At 60.5% G+C, this 26,682-nt stretch carries 26 protein-coding genes and 1 pseudogene; 15 read left to right on the plus strand and 12 right to left on the minus strand.

Translation table 11 applies throughout. From position 1 onward, the window contains the following. Window positions 1–5 precede the first annotated feature (5 nt). From rfbA to IF103_RS06625, 4 genes are all read left to right on the plus strand, one after another. Window positions 6–875, plus strand: a complete 870-nt coding sequence (gene rfbA / locus IF103_RS06610; protein ID WP_104882045.1) for a glucose-1-phosphate thymidylyltransferase RfbA — start codon at window positions 6–8, stop codon at window positions 873–875. Between the two features lie 10 nt (window positions 876–885). Continuing rightward, window positions 886–1,434: a dTDP-4-dehydrorhamnose 3,5-epimerase gene (gene rfbC / locus IF103_RS06615; protein WP_202675963.1), complete on the plus strand. Its 549-nt coding sequence runs from the start codon at window positions 886–888 to the stop codon at window positions 1,432–1,434. A gap of 366 nt (window positions 1,435–1,800) precedes the next feature. Next, entirely contained in the window at window positions 1,801–2,133 is a 333-nt protein-coding gene (locus IF103_RS06620; protein ID WP_104882043.1) for a ComEA family DNA-binding protein, read from the plus strand. 572 nt (window positions 2,134–2,705) lie between these two features. Beyond that, window positions 2,706–4,748, plus strand: a complete 2,043-nt coding sequence (locus IF103_RS06625; protein ID WP_202675964.1) for an acyltransferase family protein — start codon at window positions 2,706–2,708, stop codon at window positions 4,746–4,748. Between the two features lie 255 nt (window positions 4,749–5,003). Here the strand turns inward: IF103_RS06625 and IF103_RS06630 are convergent, their stop codons facing one another. Continuing rightward, window positions 5,004–5,171, minus strand: coding sequence for a DUF2897 family protein (locus tag IF103_RS06630; RefSeq protein WP_182942558.1), 168 nt, complete (start codon window positions 5,169–5,171; stop codon window positions 5,004–5,006). Between the two features lie 183 nt (window positions 5,172–5,354). Here IF103_RS06630 and pyrF point away from each other — a divergent pair, with 183 nt between their 5' ends. Both pyrF and IF103_RS06640 read left to right on the plus strand, forming a co-directional pair. After that, entirely contained in the window at window positions 5,355–6,056 is a 702-nt protein-coding gene (gene pyrF / locus IF103_RS06635) for an orotidine-5'-phosphate decarboxylase (protein WP_023379299.1), read from the plus strand. Between the two features lie 82 nt (window positions 6,057–6,138). Further along, window positions 6,139–7,335 (plus strand): O-antigen ligase family protein, encoded by a 1,197-nt coding sequence (locus IF103_RS06640; RefSeq protein ID WP_104882835.1) that lies wholly within the window; start codon window positions 6,139–6,141, stop codon window positions 7,333–7,335. Here the strand turns inward: IF103_RS06640 and IF103_RS06645 are convergent. After that, window positions 7,332–8,222 (minus strand): glycosyltransferase family 2 protein, encoded by an 891-nt coding sequence (locus tag IF103_RS06645; protein ID WP_041925446.1) that lies wholly within the window; start codon window positions 8,220–8,222, stop codon window positions 7,332–7,334. The genes IF103_RS06640 and IF103_RS06645 overlap by 4 nt on opposite strands. Window positions 8,223–8,752: 530 nt before the next feature. Between IF103_RS06645 and IF103_RS06650 the strand changes: the two genes are divergently transcribed. Together IF103_RS06650 and IF103_RS06655 are read left to right on the plus strand one after the other, a co-directional pair. Continuing rightward, window positions 8,753–9,307 carry a serine acetyltransferase gene (locus IF103_RS06650; RefSeq protein ID WP_027907240.1) on the plus strand — a complete coding sequence of 185 codons (555 nt, stop codon included), beginning with the start codon at window positions 8,753–8,755 and terminating at the stop codon, window positions 9,305–9,307. A 97-nt stretch (window positions 9,308–9,404) separates the two neighbouring features. Further along, window positions 9,405–10,208 carry a WaaZ-like lipopolysaccharide core biosynthesis protein gene (locus IF103_RS06655; RefSeq protein WP_027907241.1) on the plus strand — a complete coding sequence of 268 codons (804 nt, stop codon included), beginning with the start codon at window positions 9,405–9,407 and terminating at the stop codon, window positions 10,206–10,208. 74 nt (window positions 10,209–10,282) lie between these two features. Here the strand turns inward: IF103_RS06655 and IF103_RS06660 are convergent, their stop codons facing one another. Further along, window positions 10,283–11,284: an NADP-dependent oxidoreductase gene (locus IF103_RS06660; protein WP_023379307.1), complete on the minus strand. Its 1,002-nt coding sequence runs from the start codon at window positions 11,282–11,284 to the stop codon at window positions 10,283–10,285. 243 nt (window positions 11,285–11,527) lie between these two features. Between IF103_RS06660 and IF103_RS06665 the strand changes: the two genes are divergently transcribed. After that, window positions 11,528–12,289 carry an SDR family oxidoreductase gene (locus tag IF103_RS06665; RefSeq protein WP_202675965.1) on the plus strand — a complete coding sequence of 254 codons (762 nt, stop codon included), beginning with the start codon at window positions 11,528–11,530 and terminating at the stop codon, window positions 12,287–12,289. On the opposite strand, the gene IF103_RS06670 is transcribed toward IF103_RS06665, so the two are convergent. Further along, on the minus strand, window positions 12,286–13,452 hold the full coding sequence (locus IF103_RS06670) for an MFS transporter (RefSeq protein WP_023379310.1): 1,167 nt from the start codon (window positions 13,450–13,452) through the stop codon (window positions 12,286–12,288). The genes IF103_RS06665 and IF103_RS06670 overlap by 4 nt on opposite strands. 413 nt (window positions 13,453–13,865) lie before the next feature. Between IF103_RS06670 and IF103_RS06675 the strand changes: the two genes are divergently transcribed. The 3 genes and pseudogenes from IF103_RS06675 to IF103_RS25330 all read left to right on the plus strand — a co-directional run bounded on the left by IF103_RS06675 (window position 13,866) and on the right by IF103_RS25330 (window position 17,321). Continuing rightward, a complete protein-coding gene (locus tag IF103_RS06675; protein ID WP_186598687.1) occupies window positions 13,866–15,263 on the plus strand; it encodes an aminotransferase-like domain-containing protein in 1,398 nt (465 codons plus the stop codon). Window positions 15,264–16,235: 972 nt separating this feature from the next. Further along, window positions 16,236–16,412, plus strand: a pseudogene (locus IF103_RS25325) (hypothetical protein); the annotation flags it as partial. Window positions 16,413–16,616: 204 nt separating this feature from the next. Further along, window positions 16,617–17,321, plus strand: a complete 705-nt coding sequence (locus tag IF103_RS25330) for a methyl-accepting chemotaxis protein (protein ID WP_412458211.1) — start codon at window positions 16,617–16,619, stop codon at window positions 17,319–17,321. Between the two features lie 323 nt (window positions 17,322–17,644). Here the strand turns inward: IF103_RS25330 and IF103_RS06685 are convergent, their stop codons facing one another. Further along, window positions 17,645–18,841, minus strand: coding sequence for a benzoate/H(+) symporter BenE family transporter (locus IF103_RS06685; protein ID WP_104882039.1), 1,197 nt, complete (start codon window positions 18,839–18,841; stop codon window positions 17,645–17,647). A gap of 144 nt (window positions 18,842–18,985) precedes the next feature. Between IF103_RS06685 and IF103_RS06690 the strand changes: the two genes are divergently transcribed. Further along, window positions 18,986–19,588, plus strand: a complete 603-nt coding sequence (locus tag IF103_RS06690; protein WP_023379317.1) for a glutathione S-transferase family protein — start codon at window positions 18,986–18,988, stop codon at window positions 19,586–19,588. 60 nt (window positions 19,589–19,648) lie between these two features. Here IF103_RS06690 and IF103_RS06695 read toward each other — a convergent pair whose 3' ends face one another. The 5 genes from IF103_RS06695 to IF103_RS06715 form a co-directional block, all read right to left on the minus strand. Next, window positions 19,649–20,014: a glutaredoxin family protein gene (locus tag IF103_RS06695; protein ID WP_023379319.1), complete on the minus strand. Its 366-nt coding sequence runs from the start codon at window positions 20,012–20,014 to the stop codon at window positions 19,649–19,651. A gap of 59 nt (window positions 20,015–20,073) precedes the next feature. Beyond that, window positions 20,074–20,619 carry a GTP cyclohydrolase I FolE gene (gene folE / locus IF103_RS06700; protein ID WP_023379320.1) on the minus strand — a complete coding sequence of 182 codons (546 nt, stop codon included), beginning with the start codon at window positions 20,617–20,619 and terminating at the stop codon, window positions 20,074–20,076. 71 nt (window positions 20,620–20,690) lie between these two features. After that, on the minus strand, window positions 20,691–21,251 hold the full coding sequence (locus IF103_RS06705) for a Smr/MutS family protein (RefSeq protein ID WP_027907245.1): 561 nt from the start codon (window positions 21,249–21,251) through the stop codon (window positions 20,691–20,693). Window positions 21,252–21,343: 92 nt separating this feature from the next. Next, window positions 21,344–21,664, minus strand: coding sequence for a hypothetical protein (locus IF103_RS06710; protein ID WP_023379323.1), 321 nt, complete (start codon window positions 21,662–21,664; stop codon window positions 21,344–21,346). A gap of 87 nt (window positions 21,665–21,751) precedes the next feature. Next, the gene (locus IF103_RS06715; protein WP_023379325.1) at window positions 21,752–22,342 is read right to left on the minus strand and encodes a cysteine hydrolase family protein; all 591 of its coding nucleotides are present in this window, start codon (window positions 22,340–22,342) and stop codon (window positions 21,752–21,754) included. Between the two features lie 179 nt (window positions 22,343–22,521). On the opposite strand from IF103_RS06715, the gene prmB reads away from it, so the two are divergent. Next, window positions 22,522–23,430: a 50S ribosomal protein L3 N(5)-glutamine methyltransferase gene (prmB, locus tag IF103_RS06720; RefSeq protein WP_202675966.1), complete on the plus strand. Its 909-nt coding sequence runs from the start codon at window positions 22,522–22,524 to the stop codon at window positions 23,428–23,430. A 125-nt stretch (window positions 23,431–23,555) separates the two neighbouring features. Here the strand turns inward: prmB and IF103_RS06725 are convergent, their stop codons facing one another. Beyond that, window positions 23,556–24,344 carry a hypothetical protein gene (locus IF103_RS06725; protein WP_023379329.1) on the minus strand — a complete coding sequence of 263 codons (789 nt, stop codon included), beginning with the start codon at window positions 24,342–24,344 and terminating at the stop codon, window positions 23,556–23,558. Between the two features lie 105 nt (window positions 24,345–24,449). Next, window positions 24,450–25,412, minus strand: coding sequence for an alpha/beta hydrolase (locus IF103_RS06730; protein ID WP_023379330.1), 963 nt, complete (start codon window positions 25,410–25,412; stop codon window positions 24,450–24,452). Window positions 25,413–25,552: 140 nt separating this feature from the next. On the opposite strand from IF103_RS06730, the gene aroC reads away from it, so the two are divergent. After that, on the plus strand, window positions 25,553–26,644 hold the full coding sequence (gene aroC, locus IF103_RS06735; RefSeq protein ID WP_023379332.1) for a chorismate synthase: 1,092 nt from the start codon (window positions 25,553–25,555) through the stop codon (window positions 26,642–26,644). Window positions 26,645–26,682 lie beyond the last annotated feature (38 nt).

The following is a 26,682-nucleotide window of genomic DNA, read 5'->3' on the forward strand; positions in this document are numbered from 1 at the left end:
TTCTTATGGCACGTAAAGGACTCATTCTGGCAGGTGGTTCGGGCACGCGCCTGCACCCTGCGACCTTGTCTGTATCGAAGCAGCTGTTGCCGGTGTACGACAAACCGATGATCTACTATCCGCTAAGCACGCTTTTGCTGGCTGGAATTCGTGACATCCTGATTATTTCGACACCCCAGGACACCCCTCGTTTTGAGCAACTGCTGGGTGATGGAAGTCGATGGGGTATCAACCTCTCCTACGCGGTACAGCCAAGCCCGGACGGGCTGGCGCAGGCTTTCACGATCGGTGCCGACTTTATTGGAAACTCGCCATCTGCGTTGGTGCTGGGGGATAATATTTTTCATGGCCATGACTTCCAGTCATTGCTTATGAATGCACACCAGCGAGAGGAGGGGGCATCCGTTTTCGCCTATCACGTTCACGACCCGGAGCGTTACGGGGTGGCAGAGTTTGACGAACACGGCCGTGTGTTGTCGATCGAGGAAAAGCCAAAGGTACCCAAGTCTAGCTATGCGGTCACTGGCCTTTATTTTTACGACAACCAAGTGGTCGAGTTGGCCCGACAGCTGAAGCCTTCAGCACGTGGTGAGCTGGAGATCACCGATCTTAACAACTTGTACCTCCAGCAGCAGCAATTGCACGTCCAGATCATGGGGCGCGGCTACGCATGGCTGGATACTGGTACTCATGACAGCCTGCTTGATGCTAGCCAATACATCGCGACCATGGAACGGCGTCAGGGGCTTAAAGTCGCATGCCCGGAAGAAATTTGCTTCCGCGCTGGCTGGATCAACGCTGAACAGCTTGAAAATCTGGCGCAGCCGCTGCTGAAAAACGGTTACGGGCAGTATTTGAAGAACCTGCTGAAGTGAAGGTATTTTGATGCACGCTATTCCACTGGCCATCCCTGAAGTTGTTCTGTTTACGCCCAGAGTATTCGGCGATGAGCGTGGCTTTTTCTACGAGAGCTTCAATGCACGAGTCTTCATGGAAGCAACCGGCCTCCAAGTGGACTTTGTACAAGACAACCACTCCAAATCAGTAAAAGGTGTACTGCGGGGTTTGCACTACCAGTTGCCACCACACGCTCAAGGCAAGCTGGTGCGTGTGGTGCAAGGCGAGGTGTTTGACGTGGCCGTGGACATCCGCCGTAGCTCACCCACCTTTGGGAAATGGGTGGGTACCGTGTTGTCTGCACAAAATCACCAACAGTTGTGGATTCCGCCAGGGTTCGCCCACGGCTTTGTGACGCTGAGTGAGGCGGCGGAGTTTCTCTACAAGACAACAGACTTTTACTCGGTTCAGAGTGAGCGCTGCATTGCTTGGGATGATCCGGATATCGCCATTGATTGGCCCATTGACTTTGTGCCCTCGCTCTCTGCAAAGGATCTAGTAGGTAAAGCACTGGAAAACGCTGACTTGTTTGAGTGAGTCGGTCCTCTGGGTAGTACACCTTGATACTGCGCTAACCTCGGACGGCTAGTTTAGGTTTCGGTGGGTGTGGGGCTTATGGGCGCGCGCGCAGTGGATTGGCGCCCCAATTATGCCAGCCCCCATGGAGGTTCATTGGGTCGTTGGCAGGTTTCCATCTTGGATGAAGGGCGAGGGCCAATCCTGTGACTTGGAAGGGGGGATACGAACCTGTTGTGCGAAATTGTACCGCAACATGTTGTGACGTCTAATTCAGTCACAATTCCCGAGACGTACTTGCTGGTCGGATTGCGAGTGAACCGCTAGGTTGAGTGGGCAGCCATGGAATCCGCTGCATACCCACCTAACTCAATGGAGTGATCACTCATGCGCAATACCGTCCTCAGCTACCTGTTGTTGCCATTGTTCGCCAGCCTGTCCTTTTCTCTGAGCGCTGCGCCGACTGATGTCAGTGCGGTGAAAGAGCCTGTTCCATTGGTGAGCCAGATGGAGGCCCGGTCTGGGCAGTTGGACTTGAACAAGGCCGATGCGGTCACTCTGCAGAAAGAGCTCAATGGAATCGGTAAAGCCAAAGCTGAGGCCATTGTTGCCTATCGGGAGGCCAACGGACGATTCACGTCGGTAGATGAGTTGCTGGAAATCAAAGGGATTGGCAATGCCTTGCTGGAGCGAAATCGGAGCAAACTCATGGTTGAGTAAGCCAGGAGGGAATGCTGGCTCTTGTTAATGCGTTTTTCTCAACGCCTGTATCGCCGGTGTCAGGGCTGCTTTGCAGCCCATCGCTGGCAACCGTTTGAGGGCCTTGCGGTATCAAACATCAGTAAACCAATAGCTTTTATGGTGGAGACGTACAAATTCGAACGCTAGGATGAGTGCTCATCTCATGCGGAATAGACTGGAAAATCGGTTCCAAAAACGAAGAAGAAACAGCACAACTGCAGGCCTTATACTGCAGGGTCGACGCTTCAGTTGTGGAATCGATTTTCCCCTCTTTCGATGCTCTGCCGGCCGTGGTGGTTGCAATTACAACAGCTACCCCTAAAAGGTCGACGACTGAGCGGTACCGATCTCCCCCCCCCCCACCACAGCCGGTAGGCGGTTCTCTGAACCTGCGAACCCTCCCCCTCACTTAACGACTCAATGGGTCCTGGCTACGCATAGGGGGACGCTATCGCAAAACCACGCACTGCCCGAATGACGATATTCCCTGTAGAATTTTGCGCCACCTTGGCGGGCACCGTAGCACCCGTCACCTATTTGGATTGGTATCAGTGAGCCAGACGGATAATAATCGCGACGTGCGCGCGTTCAGAGTTGACATCAACGGCCTAAGGGCGTGGGCTGTTGTAGCTGTAATTCTCTACCACTTCGGAGTACCAGGTTTTACAGGAGGCTTCGTTGGTGTGGATGTATTTTTCGTTATATCCGGTTTTCTGATGACATCTATCATTGTTGCCGGGCTTGAATATCGAAAATTTTCTTTAATGAATTTTTACCTGGCCCGTGCCAAAAGAATTCTACCCGCACTGATGGCCTTGTGCGTAACGCTATTGCTCATGGGTTGGTTTGTCTTAGCCCAGGGCGAGTATAAAACCCTGGCGCACCACGTAATATCGGCGCTAACCTTCAGCTCCAATTCAACATTCTGGAAAGAATCAGGTTACTTCGACGTATCCTCTTACGACAAATGGCTGCTGCACACCTGGTCACTTTCTGTTGAGTGGCAGTTTTATCTGGTTCTTCCTATGGCTTTGATGGCCGCGTGGAAGTTTAAACCTAGCCATCTAAGCGCCTTCGTTGTGCTGTCGGTAGTGGCTATGGTTTCGTTGCTTGCTTCTATATCTCTTTCTTCCACCTACCCCTCCGCCTCCTTCTATTTACTACCCATGCGCGCTTGGGAGATGTTGCTCGGCGGCCTGGTATTTCTAATTTCACTACGACTCCCCGCGTCTGGCACTGCGGCCAAATGCATTGCACTTCTCGGCTTCACCCTGATTGCTTATTCGATTGCTTTCATCTCTCCTAGTGATGTGTGGCCCGGTTGGCATGCACTTATTCCAGTGCTAGGCACGTCCTGTGTAATTGCAGCCTCAGTTCAAGATTCACCACTAACCAATCTCAGGGCCCTCCAATGGCTTGGGGATCGCTCCTACTCCCTATACCTTTGGCATTGGCCAATAGCCGCTGCCCTTGTTTATCTTGAGCTTCGTCAGGATATAGGGGCCACCACCGCAGGCTTGCTAATTACTCTGATACTTGGCCATATCTCCTACAGTGCAATAGAGTTAAAGTCAAAAAGCATTTTGACGGCTAACTCTACAAGAACTGCTTACTTAACGATCGTAGCGGCCATGGCACTCATCTTGGTCCCCAGTCAGCTAATCAAGACTGATGACGGTGTTCCAAGCCGACCAGTCGCCATCAATAGTAGCCGAATCTTTCACGATAGTTCTCTAAGAAATCCGAGGCTTAGAGAGTGCTTTGTGAATGCTAGCAAAAATAAAGTTATAACATCCCAATGTTCATATGGAGGTAATGAGCTAGGCGCAATTGTAATCGGGGATAGCCATGCTGCATCTATCGTCCGCGCAGTGGAACGATCACTCCCCAGCAAAAGCTTGAATGTCTTGGACTGGGAACTACATAGCTGCGCAACAATCCTGGGCCTGAAGCTTATTACCGATCCAAAAAATACGTGCAGCGAATTCTTGGAGCTGGCTGTAGAAAAGCAAAAATCGTTACCAGCCGATGTGCCAATTATCATTGTTAATCGCTGGTCAACCTATCTGTTCGGCCCAAATGAGCCAGACCGCCAGGCCGAAGTGTCGACCCCCACATTTTATATAGATAAACCATACCCTCCCAAAGCACCTGAGTTACTCGCCAAAATGCGTGAAGGAATCATTTCTACAGCATGCGAATTTGCAAAGACAAGGCCCGTGTATTTGGTCCGGCCGTTCCCGGAGCTTAAAATAAGCGTGCCTAAAACCATGGCGAGAAGGGCCTTCATTCCCGGCAGCAACAAACGAGTGTTCATCAGCATGGAAGAGTACATGCAAAGGAACGAGTTCGTATGGGAGGCGCAAGATGCTGCAAGCAAAAAGTGCGGGGTTAGAATTTTAAACCCACTGCCTTATCTCTGCAGCGATGGGAAGTGTTACGGGGATCACAATGGTACACCGATCTATGTCGATGACGATCACCTGAATGAGCACGGGGGTGATGCTTTGATCCCTATGTTCTCTGAAGCCTTCCATTCACAGGATTCGCAACAGACAGCCACAAGTCACCATGTGAATGCGGCGGCACAATGAAGTCACTTTAAACAGAGGCCTGTTCATCCGTACGCAATGCGGTGGGCAATAAGTAGCACTTAGAGCGCACCAGCATCTCACGCGTGCTTGATCAACGCCTCCTCTTCCTCGACCATCCTTAAGAATGGTGTGCTTGTCCAAGGTATCCGATCCATGAATCCCCGGGACTGAACATCTAGAGATGCCACGGTAAGACGTTGGTCAAGTGTTGGGTAGGTGGGGGCATGGATCGCATTCGGCGTACCCGTCAACCCTTCATCTGTCCTGCGCATCCTTGGCATCCGCCTCGGCATTGCGCTCATGCACCTTCTTGAGCTGTTCCTCAGTCAAAGGCAGCTTCTTCGCCGTATCTCGCAGCAACATCAGCCCACCGACAATCGAGCCGAGGGCTATGATGAGTATCAGCCAGGCATACCAGGGCATCTGTTGTTCTCCTGTTATCATCAATGCAATCGCTTGTACAAATTTTGAGCGATTGCCGTCTCCGTTGGTTCAATTATAGGAGCCGGCCCCCGTTGGGCCAATTCTGCTGCCCCATGGCCACCCAAGCCTGTGCCACATCGTTTACAATGCGCGCCGTTTTCGAATTGCCAAGAGACCCAGACCATGTCCGCCTGCCAGACGCCCCTGATCGTTGCCCTGGATTTCCCGACCCGCGAGGCCGCCCTGAAGCTGGCTGACCAGCTTGACCCCGCCCTGTGCCGGGTAAAGGTTGGCAAGGAACTGTTCACCAGCAGTGCCTCGGGCATCGTCGAGACCCTCTGCGCCAAGGGTTTCGAAGTGTTCCTCGACCTCAAGTTCCATGACATCCCCAACACCACGGCCATGGCAGTGAAGGCGGCAGCCGAGATGGGTGTGTGGATGGTCAACGTTCATTGCTCTGGTGGCCTGCGCATGATGTCGGCTTGCCGTGAAGAACTGGCCAAGCGCAGCGGGCCGCAGCCTCTGCTGATTGGCGTGACCGTGCTCACCAGCATGGAGCGTGAAGACTTGGCAGGCATCGGTCTGGATGTCGACCCGCAAGTGCAGGTGCTGCGCCTGGCCGCTCTGGCAGAGAAGGCCGGTATGGACGGTTTGGTGTGCTCGGCACTTGAGGCTCCGGCGCTGAAGGCGGCACATCCTTCGTTGCAACTGGTCACTCCGGGCATTCGCCCGGCGGGCAGTGCCCAGGACGACCAGCGTCGCATTCTGACCCCGCGCCAGGCACTGGATGCGGGCTCGGACTACCTCGTGATTGGACGCCCGATCAGCCAGGCAGCAGACCCGGCCAAAGCCTTGGCTGCGGTCGTGGCAGAGATTCGCGGCTGAGCCAAACGCAATCACTGAAGTTCAGAAACCGAAATCGTATAGGACATACGATTTCGATGTCCTATTTGTCAGAGAACGCTAAATGTCAGTTGATGTTGCAGTTGAATCGCCAGTTCAGCGCCTGGGTAGCCTGATCAATAGCTACGTTTTGCCGGTAGGGTGGGTGGTCATCCTCACAGGGATGTTCTGGGCTTGGGACCGTGCTGCGTTCCATAAACTGTTTTATATCTTTCTGGCGGTTCCCACGCTGCTGATGCTGGTCAAGCAGCGGGATCTGTTCAGGCCTATGGTCATGAACCCGTTGTTTCTGGCTTTCCTGGCGTTCAGTGCGTACACACTGTTGACCATTGCCTGGTCAGACACCGAAAACTCTACAGGCAGTCTGGTCAAGCGGCCCCTGTACATTGCCATGCTGCTGTTTGCTGCGGGTATCATCAGCCTGCGTTCCCCTACGCAACTGGACCAGTGCACACGGTTCGCGGCGATCTTTGCTGCGATGGCAGCGGGTTTGTCGCTGGCTTACTACCTGTACAGCACTCCAGTGCTAGCCGGTCGGCGGTTGAATGGATACGGTGCGCTCTACAATCCTCTGCTCACCGCTCACGTATTTGGGGCATTCGCGGCCTACTGGTTGGCGTCCTGGTTCCAAGCGCGCAGCCCGTTCAGCCCGCTGCCACTGCTCTCTCTCGCAGTGCTGGGGCTGGCAGTGCTGGCAACGGGTTCGCGTACACCATTGGTTGGCTTGGCTGCCGCTTTAGGCTGGCTTCTGATAGTAGGAGATCGTCGACGTGGTCTGCTGGCCATTGCGGCGGTCGCAATCGCAGCCATCTGCGTGGTACTGGCTTACCCTGAGGCTGTTATCCAGCGTGGTATGTCATACCGTCCGGCTATTTGGATGGAAGCCCTGCGTCAGATCGGTGAGCATCCCTGGCTTGGCCATGGTTTCGACGCTCCGATGACGGTGATCATTCCCGGTTTGACCAAAACCTTGGCCGACCCGCACAACATCGAATTGGGTGTGTTGTACGCGGGTGGCATCGTAGGGCTAGTGCTGTGGATGACGCTTTACGGATTGGCGATGCACTTCAGCTGGCTTTATCGCAAGCACCCCGGCGTTACAATTGCAGCCACTTGGCTGATCTTCGGCTTCGCCTCGGGCCTGACAGAAGGCAGCGCTTTCATGTCACGCCCTAAGGAGCATTGGTTCCTGATCTGGATCCCCATGGCGCTCGTCTATGGCCAATCGCTGATCCACTGGAAGCGCGGTCGGTCTGCTTAAGAACAGACCAGTCGCCACATGCCGCGCAAGGTCTTCCGGTTCCAGTACCTGACCGGGATTTCCGAAAGGATTTCCCGGCTCAGCGCCTTGTCTCGGTTGGCGTACTTCAACACCATCGAGTTACGGAAGTTCATGCACACCTGCTCATACTGTGGGTGGTCCTGGAACACCGCGTAGGTTTGCAACACATTGTCGACCATGAAGCGGCCGTTCTTGAAGGTATTGCTCGGGTGGTCGCGGTATTGCGCCAGCACCTCGCCCAGCACATCGATGTAGTAGCCGGCACGGGTAATCGCCAACTCGATGTACACATCCTCCAACCGAATGCTGTCATGGAAGCCACCGACTTTATCGAGTGCTTCACGGCGTATCATTAGAGTCGCAGCCATCGGCCCGGGCTTACGGTCCAGGAACAGGTCATCGAAGTCCAGACGGCGGAAGGGCAGGTTACGGTTGCGCTGCTCGCGTGCGCCCATCACTCGACCATTCTGGTCGATTGTTTCGATATTCGCCGAGCAGATGCCGACTTCAGGTTTCCCTTGCAGGTATGCCACTTGGGTGGCGATACGGTGGGGCAGCATGATGTCGTCAGAGCCGAACGGGACAATCAGCGAGCCTTTGGCACGTGCGATGGCGTCATTCAGGGTGCGCGCCAAGCCTTGGTTGGCCTGGAGTCGCAGGTCGAAGCCATGTTGCGCTTGCAACCGCTTTAAGAGAGTTGGGCTTTCATCTTTCGAACCGTCATCGATAATCAACAGCTCAATGTTTTTATAGGTCTGGTTTAAAACGCTGTTGATACTTTCTTCAATGTAGCGCGCGTGGTTGTAAGACGCGATGATGACTGTCACCAGAGGTGTATCAGTAGCATCGAGACATGGGGCGTGCATAGTTAAGCCTCTAACCTTGACTCTTTACTGCATTCATGGTGTGCAGTTTGTTGGCATTTTTTTACCGCTCGACTGGAAGGCCCAAGGATGGCGGTTTCGCAGCAAGGGTACGCGAAGCCCAAAGGCTTGTACACCTGGGCCGGCTCTGGGGAGCGGCTACCGCTAAGCGGGAGCTACCCAGTGCAAGGGCAGGGTCGAGGACCGTAGCTGTTGTAGTTAGGAACCTACTGATTCCTCCAATCCCCTGTTGATTTTCAACCATTCTTTGGTGAATTCTCCTACTTTCATTTCAATTTCTTGGGCTATTGATTTTGTAACAATGATTAACATATTGCAGGATGTAGTAGCTCAATAGGCTACTTGTCTTTAGCGGTCGCCATTGTGGGTATGGGCTGACTAAGGAGAATGCAAATCCAGACGAAGGTTTCCTTTGGCGTCCGCTGAAAGGAGTGGGCGCGGAGTGCAGCAACCTGCTGCATCTCCGTCGCCATTTGGGCATCATGGCGGGTCGATCCCATTGGTACCCGCGTGTGAACCTCGAAAACCTACTCGAATGCTGGCGGCAGGAAGTCTCCAACAAGAAAAAGCCAGGACGCCGAATCAGCCTGTTGTTCAACATCCTCCGACGCATACGGCGGCACAATAAGCTGCGTTTTCTCTTCAAGTACCGGCTTGCTCAGTACCTAAACGCCCGAGGCGGCCTGGCCAGGAGCTACGCTCGGGGAATGCAGCAGAGGCTCAACCTCAAGTACGGGGTAGACATTGACATCGGCGCGCAAATCGGCCCCGGCCTACGCATCGCCCATTTGCCCGGCGTAGTGATCACTGGCTACGTGACTATCGGTCGCAATTTCTTCATCCGTCAGAACTGCACGATCGGCATCAAGACCCTCGGCCTGGAGCAATACTCACTAACCATCGGCGACAACGTCAGCCTCGGTGCCAACAGCTGCATCATCGCCGACTGCATCAGTATTGGCGACAATGTCGTCATAGGCGCCATGTCGCTGGTGACCCGGGACATCCCGGCGAACACCACCTTTTACAATCCTCGGCAGACGATTCTTCTTCCAATATCGGAATAGTCTGATGGTGGACTGGAGCTGTGCGTGGTTGATCTTGGATGGTTCTTGGTAAACGTTTTGTGTATAGTCCGCCGCGCACGATTTCAGTGGAGGCACGGTGGAAGTACTCAGCGTCAAGAGGCAATCTCTTTGGGGGCCTGTAAGAGATTTCGCGACATGCCGTGGTATCGCCAAAGGGCCGGTGTTTATTGTCGCCTCTGGCTCCTCAGCCAAGGATTTTCCCCTCCAGCGTTTTGCCGACATTCCGATGATCACGCTCAACGGCGCGATCTCGATGTTCGAGGGTAGCGGTATCCGTCCGTTCTTCTATGTATGCACGGACACCGGATTCCCTTTGCAGCAACCTGACCTTTACGCCAGTGCTCTTTCGCTGAGCCGCCGGCTCGCTCTTTGGCCGGACGAGATTGAAGCGGCCCAGACTTCGACCAGTGCTGAAATCTACCCACTAACCAAGGCAAGCCGCTCGACCCTTTACGAATCGGCGTTCAATCCACAGCCGGACCTGGTACGCAGCCGTGAATTCTGGCGTTCGCGCTCACGGACATTGGGCTTCAGCAAGGACCTATCCGCTGGCTATTTCGACGCCCGGACCGTTGCCTATGCCGCATTGCAGATTGCCTACCACGTAGGGTTCACGCAGGTGTTCCTGGTGGGCGTTGATCTGACGCAGGCCGCTGGACGTTTCTACGAAACGGCGGGACGAGCTATTTCGCCTTGTGGCCTGGACGATTACTTCGAAAGCCGCATCTTGCCATCGATGAAGTTGATGGCTGACCGTGTCGTGGACGAACGCTTCTCCGTCTACAACCTGTCGCAAACCTCCAGGATTCCGGATGCAGTGATCCCAAAGGTGTCCGTCGAGCAGGCTGAAGACATCATCTTCTCCGGGCTCAGCTTCTAACCGACAAGCCAAGCCAACGGGCGCAGCGTTCATGCAAGCGTTGCGCCCACCGGGTCATCGGAGAGGGGAAGCTATCAAACCTTCAACACCAACTTCCCAAAATTCTCCCCACTGAACAGCTTCAACAACGTCTCCGGAAACGTCTCCAACCCTTCCACCACATCCTCTTTGCTCTTCACCTTCCCGCTGGCCAGCCACCCGGCAATCTCCTGAGCGGCCTTGCCATACTCCTTGGCATGGTCCATCACCACGAAGCCTTCCATGCGCGCCCGGTTCACCAGTAGCGCCAGGTAATTGGCCGGCCCTTTGACCGCTTCCTTGTTGTTGTACTGGCTGATGGCGCCACAAATGACGATGCGTGCCTTGAAGTTGATGCGGGTCAGCACGGCATCGAGGATCTCGCCGCCAACGTTGTCGAAGTACACGTCCACGCCTTTCGGGCACTCACGCTTGAGGCCGGCGAGCACGTCTTCGGCCTTGTAGTCGATCACGCCATCAAAGCCCAGTTCGTCCTTCAGGTACTGGCACTTCTGCGCGCCGCCGGCAATACCGACCACACGGCAACCTTTGATCTTGGCGATCTGCCCGACGAGGCTGCCCACCGCGCCCGCAGCGCCAGAGATCACCACCGTCTCCCCAGCCTTGGGTTGACCGACGTCGAGCAGGGCGAAGTAGGCGGTCATGCCGGTCATGCCCAGTGCAGAAAGGTAACGGGGCAGGGGGGCGAGGCGTGGGTCGATCTTGTGCAGGCCCTGGGGCTCGCCGGTGAAATAGTCCTGTACGCCGAGGGCACCGCTGACGTGGTCGCCCGGCTTGTAGTCGGGGTGGCGGGAGCTGATCACTTCGCCCACGCCCAAGGCCCGCATCACCTCGCCCAGGCCAACGGGCGGGATGTAGGACTTGCCTTCGTTCATCCAGCCGCGCATGGCCGGGTCCAGCGATAGGTAGAGGTTGCGCACCAGAACCTGGCCGTCGCCCGGCTCTGCGGCAGGCACCGCCTCGAAGGTGAAGTCGTCGCGGCGCACGGCACCGACCGGGCGTTTGGCAAGCAGGAAGCGGCGATTGGTGTGGGTCATGACAGGTCCTTTAGGCAGGTGGATGGCTCAATTTACCTTGCTGATGCAGGTGGGTCAGTAACATCACTGACAAGCATGTTAGCCCAACTGCTGCCTTGATGATGCTGCCCAGCCTAAAGGCGGTCTGACTAGACTCTGCTCGATATCCGATGAGCCTTCATCGCCGGCCAGCCGGCTCCTGCAACGGCCTCGGAACCCTGTAGGCGCCGGTGAGGCCGGAGCATCCAACCCAAGGAGCGAGCTATGAGCATGACCTTTTCCGGCCAGGTAGCCCTGGTCACCGGCGGCGCGGCGGGCATTGGCCGGGCGACGGCGCTGGCCTTCGCCCGGGAAGGCCTCAAGGTGGTGGTGGCCGACTTGGACGAGGCGGGTGGCGAGGTGACCGCCATGCGGATTCGCGAGGCGGGTGGCGAAGCGTTGTTCGTGGCCTGTGACGTGACCCAGGACGCGCAGGTGCGCCACCTGCATGCAAGGACCATCGAGGCCTTCGGGCGACTGGACTACGCCTACAACAATGCCGGCATCGAGATCGAGCAGGGGCGCCTGGCCGAGGGTAGCGAGGCAGAGTTCGACGCCATCATGGGCGTCAACGTCAAGGGTGTCTGGCTGTGCATGAAGTACCAACTGCCGCTGCTGCTGGCCCAGGGCGGCGGGGCGATCGTCAACACGGCGTCGGTGGCGGGCTTGGGGGCAGCGCCGAAGATGAGCATCTACAGCGCATCCAAGCATGCGGTGATCGGCCTGACCAAGTCGGCGGCCATCGAGTATGCGAAGAAGGGCATTCGGGTGAATGCGGTGTGCCCCGCCGTGATCGACACCGATATGTTCCGCCGCGCCTACGAGGCCGACCCGCGCAAGGCGGAATTCGCAGCGGCGATGCACCCGGTTGGGCGCATCGGCAAGGTAGAGGAAATCGCCAGTGCGGTGTTGTACCTGTGCAGTGATGGCGCGGCGTTTACCACTGGGCACTGCCTGACGGTCGACGGCGGCGCGACGGCCATCTAGGACGACGCCTGGGCTGCCAGCTGTGCCGGGCGTGCGCCGCGTACCAGGGCCACGGCCACACTTGCGCAGCCCAGTAGCAATGCCAGCCCGAACACCACCAGTGCCAGCCGCGGCCCGAGCCGGTCGCTCAGCAACCCGGTGAAGATCACCGGCAGGCTGAAGCCGAAGTAGGCCAGCAGAAAGAACCCGGCGCTGGCGCGGGTCTTTTCTGTGCCGGCCAGGTGGTTCACTGCCGCTAATCCACCCAGGTAGATGAACCCGTAACACGCACTGCTGGCGGCGACTGCACCCAACAGCACTGCCGCCAACTGCCCGTGGTCGGCTCCCCAGGCCAGCAAGGCGTAGCTGCACGGTAAAATCGCAAGTCCCAGCAGAGTCGCTTTGCTGCTGGCCATGCGGCGTGCCATGGGCTGGAACGCCAACCCGCAAGTGATCACGCAAAACGTCGAGACCCCCGACCATTCACTCAGGCCGTGCTGGCGCAAAATGCCTGGCAACAGCGCAATCACCAGCCCCGAGCAGGCCCAGGCCAGCAGAATCGCAAAGCCATAGGCAACGCTGCCTCGGGGGTAGAAGGGCAGGCGCAGCATGGCGCCGCGTTGCGCCTGGCGTGGGTCGGGCAGGCGCCACACCAGCAGCACGGCCAAGGCCGCAAGTAGCAGTTGCAAGTGGAAACTGCCGGGTGTGAGGCTGGCTTCGTGCAACAGGAACAGGCTGGTCAGCGCCGCCCCCAGGCCAAAGCCCAGGGAGGTGCTGGCGGTCACCCAGGTGGCGGCGCGTGCGCTGTGGTCGGCGCCCATCAGTTCGCCCATGTAGGCGGTCGCCGTGGCGGTGGCGAGGCCAGTGCCAAGGCCCAGGCACAGGCGCGCCAAGGCGAGGGTGTGCAAGCCGGGGGCCAGCAGCATGAGTGAGGTCGCGATCATCGACAGCAACAGCGCGGCAATGATCAGTGGTCGTCGCCCGATGCGGTCGGCGAGGCCGCCCAGGGCCAGCAGCACGGGAATGACGCCCACCACGTAGGCGGAGAACGCCACGGCAGTGGCGGCGGCGCCTTGGCCGGAGAGGTCGGCGTAGGCGATGTACAGTGGGGCTGGCAGGTTCACCGCAAGGGTGATCAGGCACAGGGCGAAGGCCAGCAGGGCGGGGGTGGGGTGCGGGGGCATGGTGTTCAGGTCCTGAGTTTATTGGGTTCGCCACAACTATTTTGGGTGCCTAGCAGATCGAGCGCCGCCCGCGCGGCGCATCGCGAGCAAGGCTCGCTCCTACGTTTGTTTCGGGCCAGTTATGCCTGTGGGATATGCGCGCGACCGCTTTGGCGCATCGTTCGATATCGAGTCGTACCAACAAGTCGGTCGCGCGCGCCTGTCACAGGCGTTATTGGCCCGAAACAAACGTAGGAGCGAGCCTTGCTCGCGATGCGCCGCGCGGCGCTCGATTTTCGTGGCACCTCAAAGCTCAAGTCAGGCCTCTTCTCCAGAATTCCGGTTAGGGTGTCAGTGCGCCCATGCCCCTCACAAGACACACCCCGCATCGATTTATGCTTAACTGTTCGCCAAAAAACAGCGAACACTTGCCCATGCACATCCCCCTGGACCGCGACAGCGCCACCCCTCTGGTGCAGCAACTCACCCAGCACCTCCAAACCTGGATCACCCAGCAGCGCCTGCGCCCAGGCGCGCGCCTGCCGTCGATCCGCACCCTGGCCCGCGACCAGTGCGTCAGCGCGTCCTGCGTGATCGAGGCGTACGACCGCCTGGTCGCCAGCGGCTGGCTGGAGGCGCGCCACGGTACTGGCTTCTTCGTCGCCGAGCGCAAGCCGGGCCTGGCTCTGGACGATGAGCCGACCTGGGGCGAGGCGGGAGATGGCAGCTGGCGCCAGTTTCGCGAAGGCCACGAAGAACTGCTGAAACTGGGATGCGGCTGGTTACCTATCGCCTGGCGCGCACACGAGGAGCTGGCCCAGGCCATCCGCCAGGTCAGCCGTGGCAACCCGCAGGACCTGTTCGACTATTGCCCGCCGCTGGGGCTGGCCAGTCTGCGCCAGCAACTGCACAAGCGTCTGGCGCGCCTGGACATTGCCGCCGGGCCTGAGCGCATCCTCACCACCCAAGGCGCCAGCCATGCCCTCGACCTGCTGGTGCGCACCTTGCTGCGCCCCGGCGATACGGTGCTGGTGGAAAACCCTGGCTACTACAACCTCTACAACCTGCTGCGCCAGCACCAGGTGCGTATGTTGCCGGTGCCGCGTACCGTTGAAGGCCCTTGCCTGGCCACCCTCGAGCAGATGCTGGCTGAACACCGTCCGCGTTGCCTGTTCGTCAACAGCCTGTACCACAACCCCACCGGCACCAGCCTCACCCCCAAGGTCGCCTACCGTTTGCTGGAGCTGGCCCGCGAGCATGACCTGCGTATCGTCGAAGACGATATCTACGCCGATTTTCAGGAGGGGCCGGCCACGCGGCTGGCGACCCTCGACAGCGAACAGCGGGTCATCTACCTGGCCAGTTTCTCCAAGACCCTGAGCAGTTCGTTGCGGGTGGGCTACCTGGTGGCCGATGCGCCGCTGTTGGCGCGCCTGGCCGAGCTGAAGATGGTGACTGGCATCGGTAACTCGCGCTTTGCCGAGCAGGTGGTCGGGCAGATGCTTGCCAATGGCAGCTATCGCAAGAGCACCCAGCGCCTGCGGCTGCGCCTGGGGCAGCATATGGCCAGGCTGCAGGGGCAATTGGAGCAGTTCGGTTGGGAGGTGATGTGCGAACCCTATGGCGGCATGTTCGTCTGGGCGCGGGTGCCGGGGCTGGGCTATGCCCGACTGGAGCAGCTGGCGCTGGAGCATGCTGTGCTACTCACCCCAGGCAGCGCATTCGACTACCAGGGGGCGCCCAGTGAATGGCTGCGGATCAATGTCGCTTTCGGGCAGGACTCTCGCGCCCAGGCCTTCTTCCAGCACGCAGGACGACCTTCAGCACGCTGAAAACGACACGTTCATAGCTATTTGACACTATTCTGACGTCAAGCCCTTGTGAGCAGGCCAGCGGCATTGCCACTCTTGGCTTTCGGCAAAACCTGACAGGGTGAGGGGAGATCGGCAATGGGCGCGACCAGGCACGGTATTCTGGCCAATCTGGGCATGGCCCGCAAAATGGGCCTTGGTTTTGCCTTGGTGCTGTCGTTGACAGTCGCGGTGGCGGGCATCGGTGTCGTGGCGTTGCACGGTGTCGGCCAACGGTTCGATGGCCTGCGCCAACTGGCCCAGTTCAACACCGATTTATTGCGCTTGCGCCAGCATGAACAAGCTTTTGCGCTGCGCTCCGATATCAAGGAGGCCGAAGCCTTGCGTGCAGGCCTGAAGGACCTCACCGAGCGTGCGCGCAGTTTGCCGGCATTGAGCGGTGCACCCGCTGAGCTCGACGCCTACGGCCAGTCCTTCGAGGCTTTCGTCGAAGTGGTGCAGGCCAAGGAGCTTGCGTTGGACATGGCCAGTTGGGCGGTGTCCAGCGTGGCCAACAACCTCGACGTGCTGCAGTCAGGCCTGGCCGACGATGGTACCTATACCCTGAAGCAATCCCAGGGCCAGCAGGGCGGCGAATTCCTTGAGCAGGCGACCCAGGTGGCGCAGGTGTCGCGATTGATGCTGCAGGCCATGGACGAAGCCCGGGTGCGCCTGGATAAAAGCCGCAAGGGCGAGGAGCAAGGCAGCCAGGAGCGTATCGCCCAGACCGTCGAGGCTGCCAGCTTGGTCGATCAGCTCAAAGGTGCCATTAGCGATGCCGGCTATCAGAGCGTGCTGGGTGAAGTGGCCGGGCACATCGGCAGTTTCTCCGACAAGCTCAACGAATACACCGACCTGCTGGGCAAGGAGCAGGGCATCAAGGCCCAGTTGCAGGCGCGGGCGGCCCATGTCACTGACTTGGTCGACCAGGCCTACGTAGGCCAGGAAAAGGCCATGCAGGGTGAACTCTCCCGAAACGCCCTGGCCATCGCCCTGGCCACAGGCCTGGCCTTGCTGGTCGGGATAGTGGCAGGCTGGCTGATTACCCGTGCCGTGGTCGGCCCGCTCAAGCGCGTGATTGGCCGCGCCCAGCGCATCGCCGCGGGCGAGCTGAGCCTGGAGGAGGAAGCACCTCGTCGTGATGAGGTGGGGCAACTGATGCAGGCCATGCAGCAGATGGCTGCCGGTTTGTCAGGCGTGGTCAGCGGCCTGCAGCAGGGGATCGAGCAATTGGCCGGCAGCGCCCAGGCGTTGTCGGCGGTCACCGAGCAGACCAACCGCGAGGTGGGTAGCCAGAAAGAAGAAACCGAGCAGGTGGCCACTGCCATGCAGCAGATGACCGCCACCGTGCACGATGTGGCGCGCAACGCCGAAGAGGCGGCTCAGGCGGCGCAGTCGGCCGACGACAAGGTTGGCTCCGGGCAACAGGTGGTGCGCCAGAGCATGCAGCGTATCGAGCAGTTGGCCGCTGCGGCGGAGACCGCCAGCGCCGGTATCGACAGCCTCAGCGCAGAGATCCACACCATCGGTGATGTGCTGGCGGTGATCAAGAGCGTGGCCGAGCAGACCAACCTGCTGGCGCTCAATGCCGCCATCGAGGCGGCGCGGGCAGGGGAGCAGGGGCGTGGCTTCGCGGTGGTGGCCGACGAAGTGCGGGCCTTGGCCCGGCGTACCCGGCAATCCACCGATGAGATCGAACGCCTTGTCGCCAGCCTGCGCGGCAATGCCCAGCAATCGGTCGAGCAGATCCGTGGCAGTACCGAGCTGGTGCGCCTGGCGGTGGCCGATGCACTGCAGACCGAAAGCGCCTTGGGCAGCATTGCGGTGGCGGTGTCATTGATCCAGCAGATGAATCAGCAGATTGCCGCGGCGGCCGAGGAGCAGAGTTCGGTGGCCGAGGAGATCAGCCGCAGCGTCACGCAGATTCGTGGGAGTGCCGATCAGGCGGCATTGGCCATGCAGGACAATGCCCGGTCCAGTATCGAGTTGGCGCAGTTGGGCAGTGACCTGAAGGGGATGGTGGGGCATTTCAGGTTGTAGGGGATGGGGGGTGGTGGGATTGGCGGGGTTGGCGGGATTGGCGCGGTTGGCGCGGTTGGCGGAAGATTTTTGGTGTTTTTGAGATCGAGCGCCGCCCGCGCGGCGCATCGCGAGCAAGGCTCGCTCCTACGTCTGTTTCGGGCCAGTAACGTCAGTGACAGGCGCGCGCGACCGCCTTGTTTGTACGACCCCAATATTGCGCCGTGCACCAAAGCGTTCGCGCGCAAATCTCACAGGCATAACTGGCCCGAAACAGACGTAGGAGCGAGCCTTGCTCGCGATGCGCCGCGCGGGCGGCGCTCGATCTCAACCGCGACCAATCCCTACCGCCGTACCTCCCGCGGATTGAGGATCATCAACGTAATCACCCCCGCCACGATCCCCCAGAACGCCGAACCGATCGAGAACAACGTCAGCCCCGACGCGGTCACCATGAAGGTGATCAACGCCGCCTCACGCTCCCGCGCCTCGCTCATGGCCACGCTCAACCCGTTCATGATCGAGCCGAACAACGCCAAGGCCGCAATCGACAACACCAGCTCTTTCGGCAACGCCGCGAACAGCGCCGCCAGGGTCGCGCCGAACACCCCCGCAATCCCGTAGAAAATCCCGCACCACACAGCTGCGGTGTAGCGCTTGCTGGGGTCTTCATGGGCATGCGGCCCGGTGCAGATAGCGGCGCTGATCGCCGCCAGGTTCACCCCGTGGGAACCAAACGGCGCCAGCAGCAACGAGGCGAAGCCGGTGGCCGAGATCAACGGCGAGGCCGGCACCTGGTAGCCATCGGCACGCAGTACCGCCACGCCAGGCATGTTCTGCGACGTCATCGCCACCACGAACAGCGGGATACCGATGCTGATGGTCGCCGCCAGCGAGAAGCTCGGGGTGGTCCACACCGGTGTGGCGACCTCCAGCGTGAAGCCGCTGAAGTCCAGCAAGCCCAGGGCCCCGGACAACGCTGTGCCCACCAGTAATGCCGCCAGCACGCAGTAACGCGGCGACAGACGCTTGACCAGCAGATAACTGAAGAACATCCCCAGCACCAGCAGGGTGCGATGTTGGGCTGCGACGAAAATTTCACTGCCGATCTTGAACAGAATGCCCGCCAGCAGGGCCGAGGCCAGGGACGCCGGGATGCGTTTGACCAGGCGCTCGAAGCTGCCGGTCAGGCCGCAGACCAGCACCAGCACCGCGCAAGTGATGTAGGCGCCGATGGCTTCGCTGTAGCTCACCCCGCCAAGGCTGGTGATCAGCAGCGCCGCGCCTGGCGTGGACCAGGCCACGGTAATGGGCGTGCGGTAACGCAGCGATAGGCCGATGCTGCAGATCGCCATGCCGATCGACAGCGCCCAGATCCACGACGAGATCTGCGCGCTGGTCAGTCCGGCTGCCTGGCCGGCCTGGAACATCAGCACCAGCGAGCTGGTATAGCCGGTGAGCATGGCGATGAAGCCGGCGACCACCGCCGAAGGGGAGCTGTCTGCCAGGGGCCGCAGGCGTGCGGATGTGGCGTGGGGCATGGGTAAGTCCTTGTACGTGGATTAGCCGTTTTTTGCAGACTAACGCGAGCGCGACCGATGCTTGCGATACAGCAGGCATTGCAATTAGCCGTACAGTCGCGAACTATTGGGCACAATTGCGCAACTGCACGGGAGAAATGGGCGATGTACAAGGTTTACGGGGATTACCAGTCGGGTAACTGCTACAAGATCAAGCTGATGCTGAGCCTGCTCGACCTGCCGTATGAATGGCACTCGGTGGATATCCTCAAAGGAGAGACCCAAACGCCCGAATTCCTGGCGATGAACCCCAACGGCAAGGTCCCGGTGCTCGAGCTCGAGGATGGCACCTGCCTGTGGGAATCGAACGCCATCCTCAACTACCTGGCCGATGGCACTGAGTTCCTGCCCAGCGAGCCACGTTTGCGTACCCAGGCGCTGCAATGGCAGTTCTTCGAGCAGTACAGCCATGAGCCGTACATTGCCGTGGCGCGTTTCATCCAGTTTTACCTGGGCCTGCCGGATGAGCGTGTGGAGGAGTACCGCAAGCTGCACAAGGGCGGCTACAAGGCGCTCAAGGTGATGGAGCGCCAATTGCAGATGACGCCGTACCTGGTGGGGGATCAATATTCGATCGCCGATGTGGCGCTGTATGCCTACACCCACGTGGCGCATCAGGGCGGCTTCGATCTGGCCGATTACCCGGCAGTGCGTGACTGGTTGGCCAGGGTGGCCAGCCATCCGCGTCATGTGCCGATGAGCGAGTGAACCTGGCCTCGCCTCTTCGCCGGTTTACCTCCGCGAAGAGGCGAGCGGTCGCTATAAGGCTTACGCGAACCGCTTGTCCAGGTAGGCAATGATGTCCTTGGACTCGTACATCCAGGTCACCTTGCCCGCTTCTTCGATACGCAGGCATGGCACCTTCACCCGGCCCCCGCCTTCCAGCAGTGCCTGACGGTGCACAGGGTCGTTCTTCGCGTCGCGCAGCGCCACCGGCACGTTCAAGCGGTGCAGGGTGCGGCGTGTCTTGACGCAGAACGGGCAGGCATGGAACTGATACAGCGCAAGGCCACTGGCCTGCTGCTCGACAAGCGTCTGGGCGGCGGCATCGCGTTTGCGCTTGGCCGGGCGGCTGATCCAGTCGCCGAACACGATAAGCTGGCCGAGGCCGACCCGCAGGGCTTTGACGATCATGGGCAACTCCTGAAAATGCAAAAGCCGACCCATGGGGTCGGCTCGAGGTTACGTGCCGATCACTTGATCAGGCTGAGGAACTCGCTACGGGTGGAGGCGTTTTCGCGGAATTCGCCCAGCATCACCGACGTGAGCATGGTCGAGTTCTGCTTTTCCACACCGCGCATCATCATGCACATGTGCTTGGCTTCGATCACCACCGCCACGCCAGCAGCGCCGGTCACCTGCTGCACGGCCTCGGCGATCTGGCGGCTGAGGTTTTCCTGGATCTGCAGGCGACGGGCGAACATGTCGACGATACGGGCAACCTTCGACAGGCCCAGCACCTTGCCCTTGGGCAGGTAGGCCACATGGGCCTTGCCGATGAACGGCAGCATGTGGTGTTCGCACATCGAATACAGCTCGATGTCGCGTACCAGCACCATCTCGCTGTTGTCGGAGCTGAACAGCGCGCCGTTGGTGACTTCTTCCAGCGTCTGCTCGTAACCGCGGCAAAGGTATTTCATCGCCTTTGCAGCCCGCTTGGGCGTGTCGAGCAGGCCCTCACGGGAGACGTCCTCGCCGAGTTGGCTGAGGATCTCGGTGTAGTTCTGTTCCAGGGACATGGATCTACCTGTGGGTAAAAAATCGCAAAAACGAAGGGTACGGCGGCAAAGGCGGCGCTGCAAGCGCGGCGTTATTCGTCGCGGCCTTCCATCATGGTTCGCTTGAGCATTACATACACGGCACCAGTACCGCCGTGGCGGGCCTGGCAGGAGGTGAAGCCGAGCACTTGCGGGTGCTGGCGCAACCAGGTGTTGACGTGGCTCTTGATCATCGGGCGCTTGCCATCGAGGCGCGCGGCCTTGCCGTGGGTGACGCGCACGCAGCGCACTTCCAGCTTCGTGGCTTCGGCGATGAAGGCCCACAAGGTTTCACGGGCTTTTTCCACGGTCATGCCATGCAGGTCGAGGCTGCCCTCGAAGGCGATCTGGCCAAGCTTGAGCTTGCGGATCTGGCTTTCCTGAACGCCGTCACGGCGCCACATCAACTCATCCTCGGCACCCACGTCGATCACGAACTGGTCGGACAAACCGTCGATGACCAGCGCCTGATCGCTGCGCACGGTCGCCGCTTGGCGCAGGCCAGCCAGTTGCTTGCGATCGGCCTTGGGCTTGCCGACGTCGGCGCGGTCGTGCTTGATCGGCTTGACGCCGCGGACCTCGGCGTGGAACAGGGAAAAGTCGTCGTCTTGCATGATGCCTCCACGTGGGCGGCGTAGTTTACGCGACTGCGGGCCGCTGTGCAGCCTTGTGTCGCCAGTGCTGGCCTGTCGCCGGCGCAGCTCACTCAGTCATGCTTCTTCATCAGGTGCGGTGCCAGGTTCAACTCGCGCCCGCGACGCAAGCGAATGCGGCTGCGCCGCCAGAAGCGCACGCCCAGGTACAGCATGGACAGCCCGACCACGGTCAGGATGGCGGACAGCGGGCGGTTGGCGTTGAGCTCGGCCAGGGCAGGGTAGTTGCCCAGCAGGCCGGCGACGCCAGCCATGGCCAGCAGCACGCCAAGTGTCGCCAGCAGGGCCGAAAGGCCAGCAGCCAGGCGAGCGCCCCAGTTACGCGGCTCTCGCGTACGCAGGTGTTTGGCATCGAAACTGCCTTTGAGCTTCATTCCGAGTTCCTCTGTAGGTAGCCGGAATTGGACCTGGCGCCCGCCCTTGGGTTCCGCCCGTGTGCCGGGCGGTCATGCCGGCCGGGGTCAGATCAGGCTGGCGGTCGGAGCGACACAAGCGAAGTTGTCGGCCATCACGGCCATTTCGCACTGGTGGATCTGTGCAGCCGGAATCACGCTGTCCTTGAACGCCAGGTCGCGTGTCGCCGAGGCGTCTTCCACCAGCGTGCAACGGTAACCATAGTCCTTGGCGCGGCGCACGGTGGTGCTGACGCTGGAATGGCTCATGAACCCGCAGACGATCAGGTCCAGGTGCCCCAGCTCCTGCAGGGTCTCGTGCAGTTTGGTGTTCTTGAAGGCGTTGGGCATGCGTTTTTCGATGACGATTTCACCCTCGCGCGGCTCCAGGCCCGGAATGAACTGGCCGGCAGGCCCCTGCGGGTCGAAGCGGCCGCCGACGGTACCGAGGTGGCGGACGTGGATGATCGGACGGCCAGCCTTGCGGGCGGCGTCGAGCAACCTGGCGATGTTGGCCACGGCCTCGTCCATGCCCGACAGCATGAGAGGACCGCTCAGGTACTCTTTTTGTGCATCGATGACGATCAGGCTGGCTTGGCTCAGCTTGGCCGGCGGATAGTCGCGGCCAGTGAGGCGGAACATCGTGGTTGGAACGGACATCAAGGGCTCCTTGGGTAGGGCTTTTGTATACCTATTCTCCCTTGCCTTGGCGCCAATGGGAATGGTTGACATCGCAGGCAGCATGGTTACTGGCCTGTGGCGGATCGCCGGTGACGCGCAAGGAACATTTGTGGCGGTTGGGCTGTTAGACTTTTGTCATGTCTGAATAGGAGTACCCCGTGATCACATCCCGTCTGCGCACGCTGCGCGACCATATCCGCTGGGCGGTCAGCCGCTTCCATGAGCACGAGCTGTTCTTCGGCCACGGTGCCGACAATGCCTGGGACGAAGCCCGCCTGCTGGTGCTGGGCGCCGTGCACCTGCCCTGGGAGGTGGCCGACAGCTACCTGGATTGCCAGCTCGAGGACGATGAGCGGGTTCGCCTGCAGCACCTGCTCACGCGCCGTATCGAAGAACGCGTACCCACCGCTTACCTGCTTGGCGAGGCCTGGTTCTGCGGCATGTCGTTCCTGGTCGACGAGCGCGTGCTGGTGCCGCGTTCGCCCATCGGCGAACTGATCGAAAAACGCTTCGAGCCTTGGCTGGCTGCCGAACCTGCGCGCATCCTCGACCTGTGCACCGGCTCGGGCTGCATCGGCATCGTGGCCGCCGATGTGTTCCCCGATGCCGAGGTCGTGCTGGCCGACCTGTCATTCCAGGCCCTCGAAGTGGCCAACCAGAACATCGAGCGCCATGGCCTGGACGGGCGGGTGTACACGGTTCAGGGCGATGGTTTCGACGGTCTGCCGGGGCAGCGTTTTGACCTGATCCTGTCCAATCCGCCGTATGTCGATGCCGAGGACTTCGGCGACATGCCGGCCGAGTATCACCATGAACCAGAAATGGGCCTGGCCTGTGGCAACGACGGACTCGACCTGGTGCGGCGGATGCTCGCCGAAGCGGCTGATCACCTGACCGAAAAGGGCCTGATGATCGTGGAGGTGGGCAACAGCCAGGTGCATGTCGAGGCGTTGTACCCCGAGGTCGATTTCGCCTGGCTGGAGTTCGAGCGGGGCGGGCATGGCGTGTTCATGCTGACGGCCGAGCAGTGCCGCCAGCATCAGGAGTTGTTCAAGGCCAGGGCTTGAGGTGATCCCCTCGCAAGCGAGGCTCGCTCCTACGGTCACCCTGCTGTGTAGGAGCGCGCCTTGCTCGCGATGCGCCGCGCGGGCGGCGCTCGGTCTCACAGGCGCCAGAAAGCTCTAGCCAGCCCTCAGCGTGTAGCAATCCAGATCAACAACCCCGCCTGGAACACTGCAAACGCCACCAGGCAAGTGATGGTAAAGCGCAATCCGCTGTCTTCGCGACGGTACTTGGCCACCCGCTCATCACGCTCGCGCAGCTGCGCTTCCTTTTCCTGCAACTGCTGCTCGGCACTCTGCAGCATGTTCGCTGCATCGAGGATCTCGACCCGCTGCACCTTCTCGCTGTTCCAGCCCACCTTCAGCTGGCCCACCGTGGCTTCGACGGTGCGACCTTTCATGTGCTGAGGGTCGGCGTACTCCACCTCAAGGCCAGTGGCGCGCAGGAACTGGTCGCGGCGCAGGCGTGAATCTTCGTTCAGCGCATCCTTGCTGGGCAGGGTGAAGCCTTCGACCCGGTAGTGCGACCACTTGCGCTGCAGCCATTGCACCGCCTGGGACAACATGAAGCGGCCGAGGCCACGGTTGAGCGGTTCCAGTTGCAAACCGTTGCTGTCACCGATCGTCACCCGGCGCTCGGCGTGGTCCACACGCACATCCAGCTGGTTCTGTTCCTTGCGCACTTTCTGCCCTGGCAGGCGGATTTCCATGCGCAGCAGGCTGTGGTCCTTGTCGTGGCGTTCGGCATAGCCGAACTGCACGAAACGCTGCGGCCGTGCACCGCTGTTGCGGTCAGTGGGCAAGGCAGCCAGGCGCAGCAACTGGAAGTGCTCGACGGCCAGGTCGGTCCAGGGCAGCGGGGCGCTTTCCGGGGCTTGCGGCTCTTCGGTCGCGTCTACGGAGGCGGGGGCATCGGTCATTACGGCAGTCCTCATCAGTGCAGCCAGGCTGGGCGCAATGGCGACGCCAGCATCCGGTTATCGGCCGATCCGCCCAGGACGTGAGCGCAATCTATGCCGATACCTTCAGGCCGACGGCAGATGATGGATGAACGTGACGACCCGCTCGCCCAGTTCGCGGGCCAGCGGCAGTTCAGGGTTGAGGTAGCTGTCGCGCTGCTCGCTCATGGCCTTGGGGCTGATGCGCAGCATGTGGTTCATGCCGTCGATCAGCACCAGTTGCGCGTCCGGTTTGGCTGCCTTCAGGCGCTCGGCGTCGGCCACGTCGACCTGCACATCGTTGCGGCCCTGGACGATCAGGGCTGGCATGGGCAGTTGAGCGAAGGCGGCGGCCGGATTCTGCCGCAGCAGCGTGATCAGGTAAGGCTGCACGCTGGGGCGGAATACCTGGCGCAGGGGGGCGGGTACATCCAGGCTGGTCTGTCCTGCCTGCAAGCGGTCGAGCAGCGCGCTGCCGCGGGCGAGTTGGGCAGGCGGCAGGCGCTTGGCCAGTTGCTCGCGCAGCACTTCGGCCAGGGGGCGACCGCTGCCGGCCAGGGTGATCACGGCGCTTGCGCCGGCCTGTTCGGCGGCCAGGCTGGCGATCAGCGCACCTTCGCTATGGCCGATCAGGATCAGTGGGCCAAAACGCGGGTCGGCCTTGAGCTTGCGGCTCCAGGCCACGACATCGGCGACGTAGCGCTCGACGCTGAGGTCGCGCTCGTCCGGTGTGGCCGGTTGGCTGGCGGCGACGCCGCGCTTGTCGTAGCGCACACTGGCGATGTGTTCGTTGGCCAACAGCAGGGCGAGGCGCTTGAGGTTGTCGACCCGTCCGGCGGCAGGGTTGTTGCCGTCACGGTCGGTAGGGCCGGAGCCGGCGATGATCAGCACCACCGGTGGCGGTGTGTCCTGTTGCGGCAGCAGCAGGCTGCCATGCAGCACGCCCTGGCCGGTGTCCAGGTCGATGGGGCGTTGCAGCACAGTAGGGGCGGCGGCCTGGGCCAGGCCGGAGCACAGCAGCAAGAACAAAGCGACCAGGCGCGACATCATGCGGTACTACATAGGGAGGTGTCGGTTGGACCCCTCATTCACGGGAAGGTTCGGCGGGTTGGCGATAGCCCCCTCACACATAGCCAATCCTCTGTATACTGCCCGCTTTCGATCACCTCAGGCAGACTCGCGGAGCGTCCATGTCCGGTAATACCTACGGCAAGCTGTTCACTGTCACCACCGCTGGCGAAAGCCATGGCCCGGCGTTGGTCGCCATTGTCGATGGATGCCCACCGGGCCTTGAGATCTCCCTGGCCGACCTGCAGCACGATCTCGATCGTCGCAAGCCTGGCACCAGCCGTCACACCACCCAGCGCCAGGAGCCCGATGAAGTCGAGATTCTCTCGGGTGTGTTCGAAGGCCGCACCACCGGTTGCTCGATCGGCTTGCTGATTCGCAACACCGACCAGAAGTCCAAGGATTACTCGGCGATCAAGGACCTGTTCCGCCCGGCCCATGCCGACTACACCTACCACCACAAGTACGGCATCCGCGACTACCGCGGCGGTGGCCGCAGCTCGGCCCGCGAAACTGCGATGCGCGTGGCTGCCGGCGCCATCGCCAAGAAGTACCTGGCCACCCAGGGCATCCGTGTGCGTGGCTACATGAGCCAGCTGGGCCCGATCGAAATTCCGTTTCAGACCTGGGACTCGGTGGAAGAGAATGCCTTCTTCAGCCCCAACCCGGCCAAGGTGCCTGAGCTGGAGGCCTACATGGACCAGCTGCGCCGCGACCAAGACTCGGTCGGTGCCAAGATCACCGTGGTCGCAGAGGGCGTGATGCCTGGCTTGGGCGAGCCGATTTTCGACCGCCTCGACGCGGAACTGGCCCACGCCCTGATGAGCATCAACGCGGTCAAGGGCGTGGAAATCGGCGCAGGCTTCGCCAGCGTTGCCCAACGGGGCACCGAGCACCGCGACGAGCTGACCCCGGAAGGTTTCCTCAGCAACAACGCTGGCGGCATCCTGGGCGGTATCTCGTCGGGTCAGCCGATCGTCGCGCACCTGGCGCTGAAGCCGACGTCGAGCATCACCACTCCTGGCCGCTCCATCGATGTGGACGGTAACCCGGTAGAGGTGGTGACCAAGGGCCGTCACGACCCGTGCGTCGGCATCCGCGCCACACCGATCGCCGAAGCGATGATGGCCATTGTGCTGATGGATCACCTGCTGCGCCACCGCGCGCAGAACGCCGACGTCAAGGTCGCCACACCGGTGCTGGGCCAGCGCTGATGCTTCAGTTGGCTCGGTGTTGATCGTACCGAACCTAT

Origin of the sequence: Pseudomonas sp. SK2 (assembly GCF_016772395.1) — a bacterium.
Classification (GTDB): Bacteria; Pseudomonadota; Gammaproteobacteria; order Pseudomonadales; family Pseudomonadaceae; genus Aquipseudomonas; species Aquipseudomonas taiwanensis.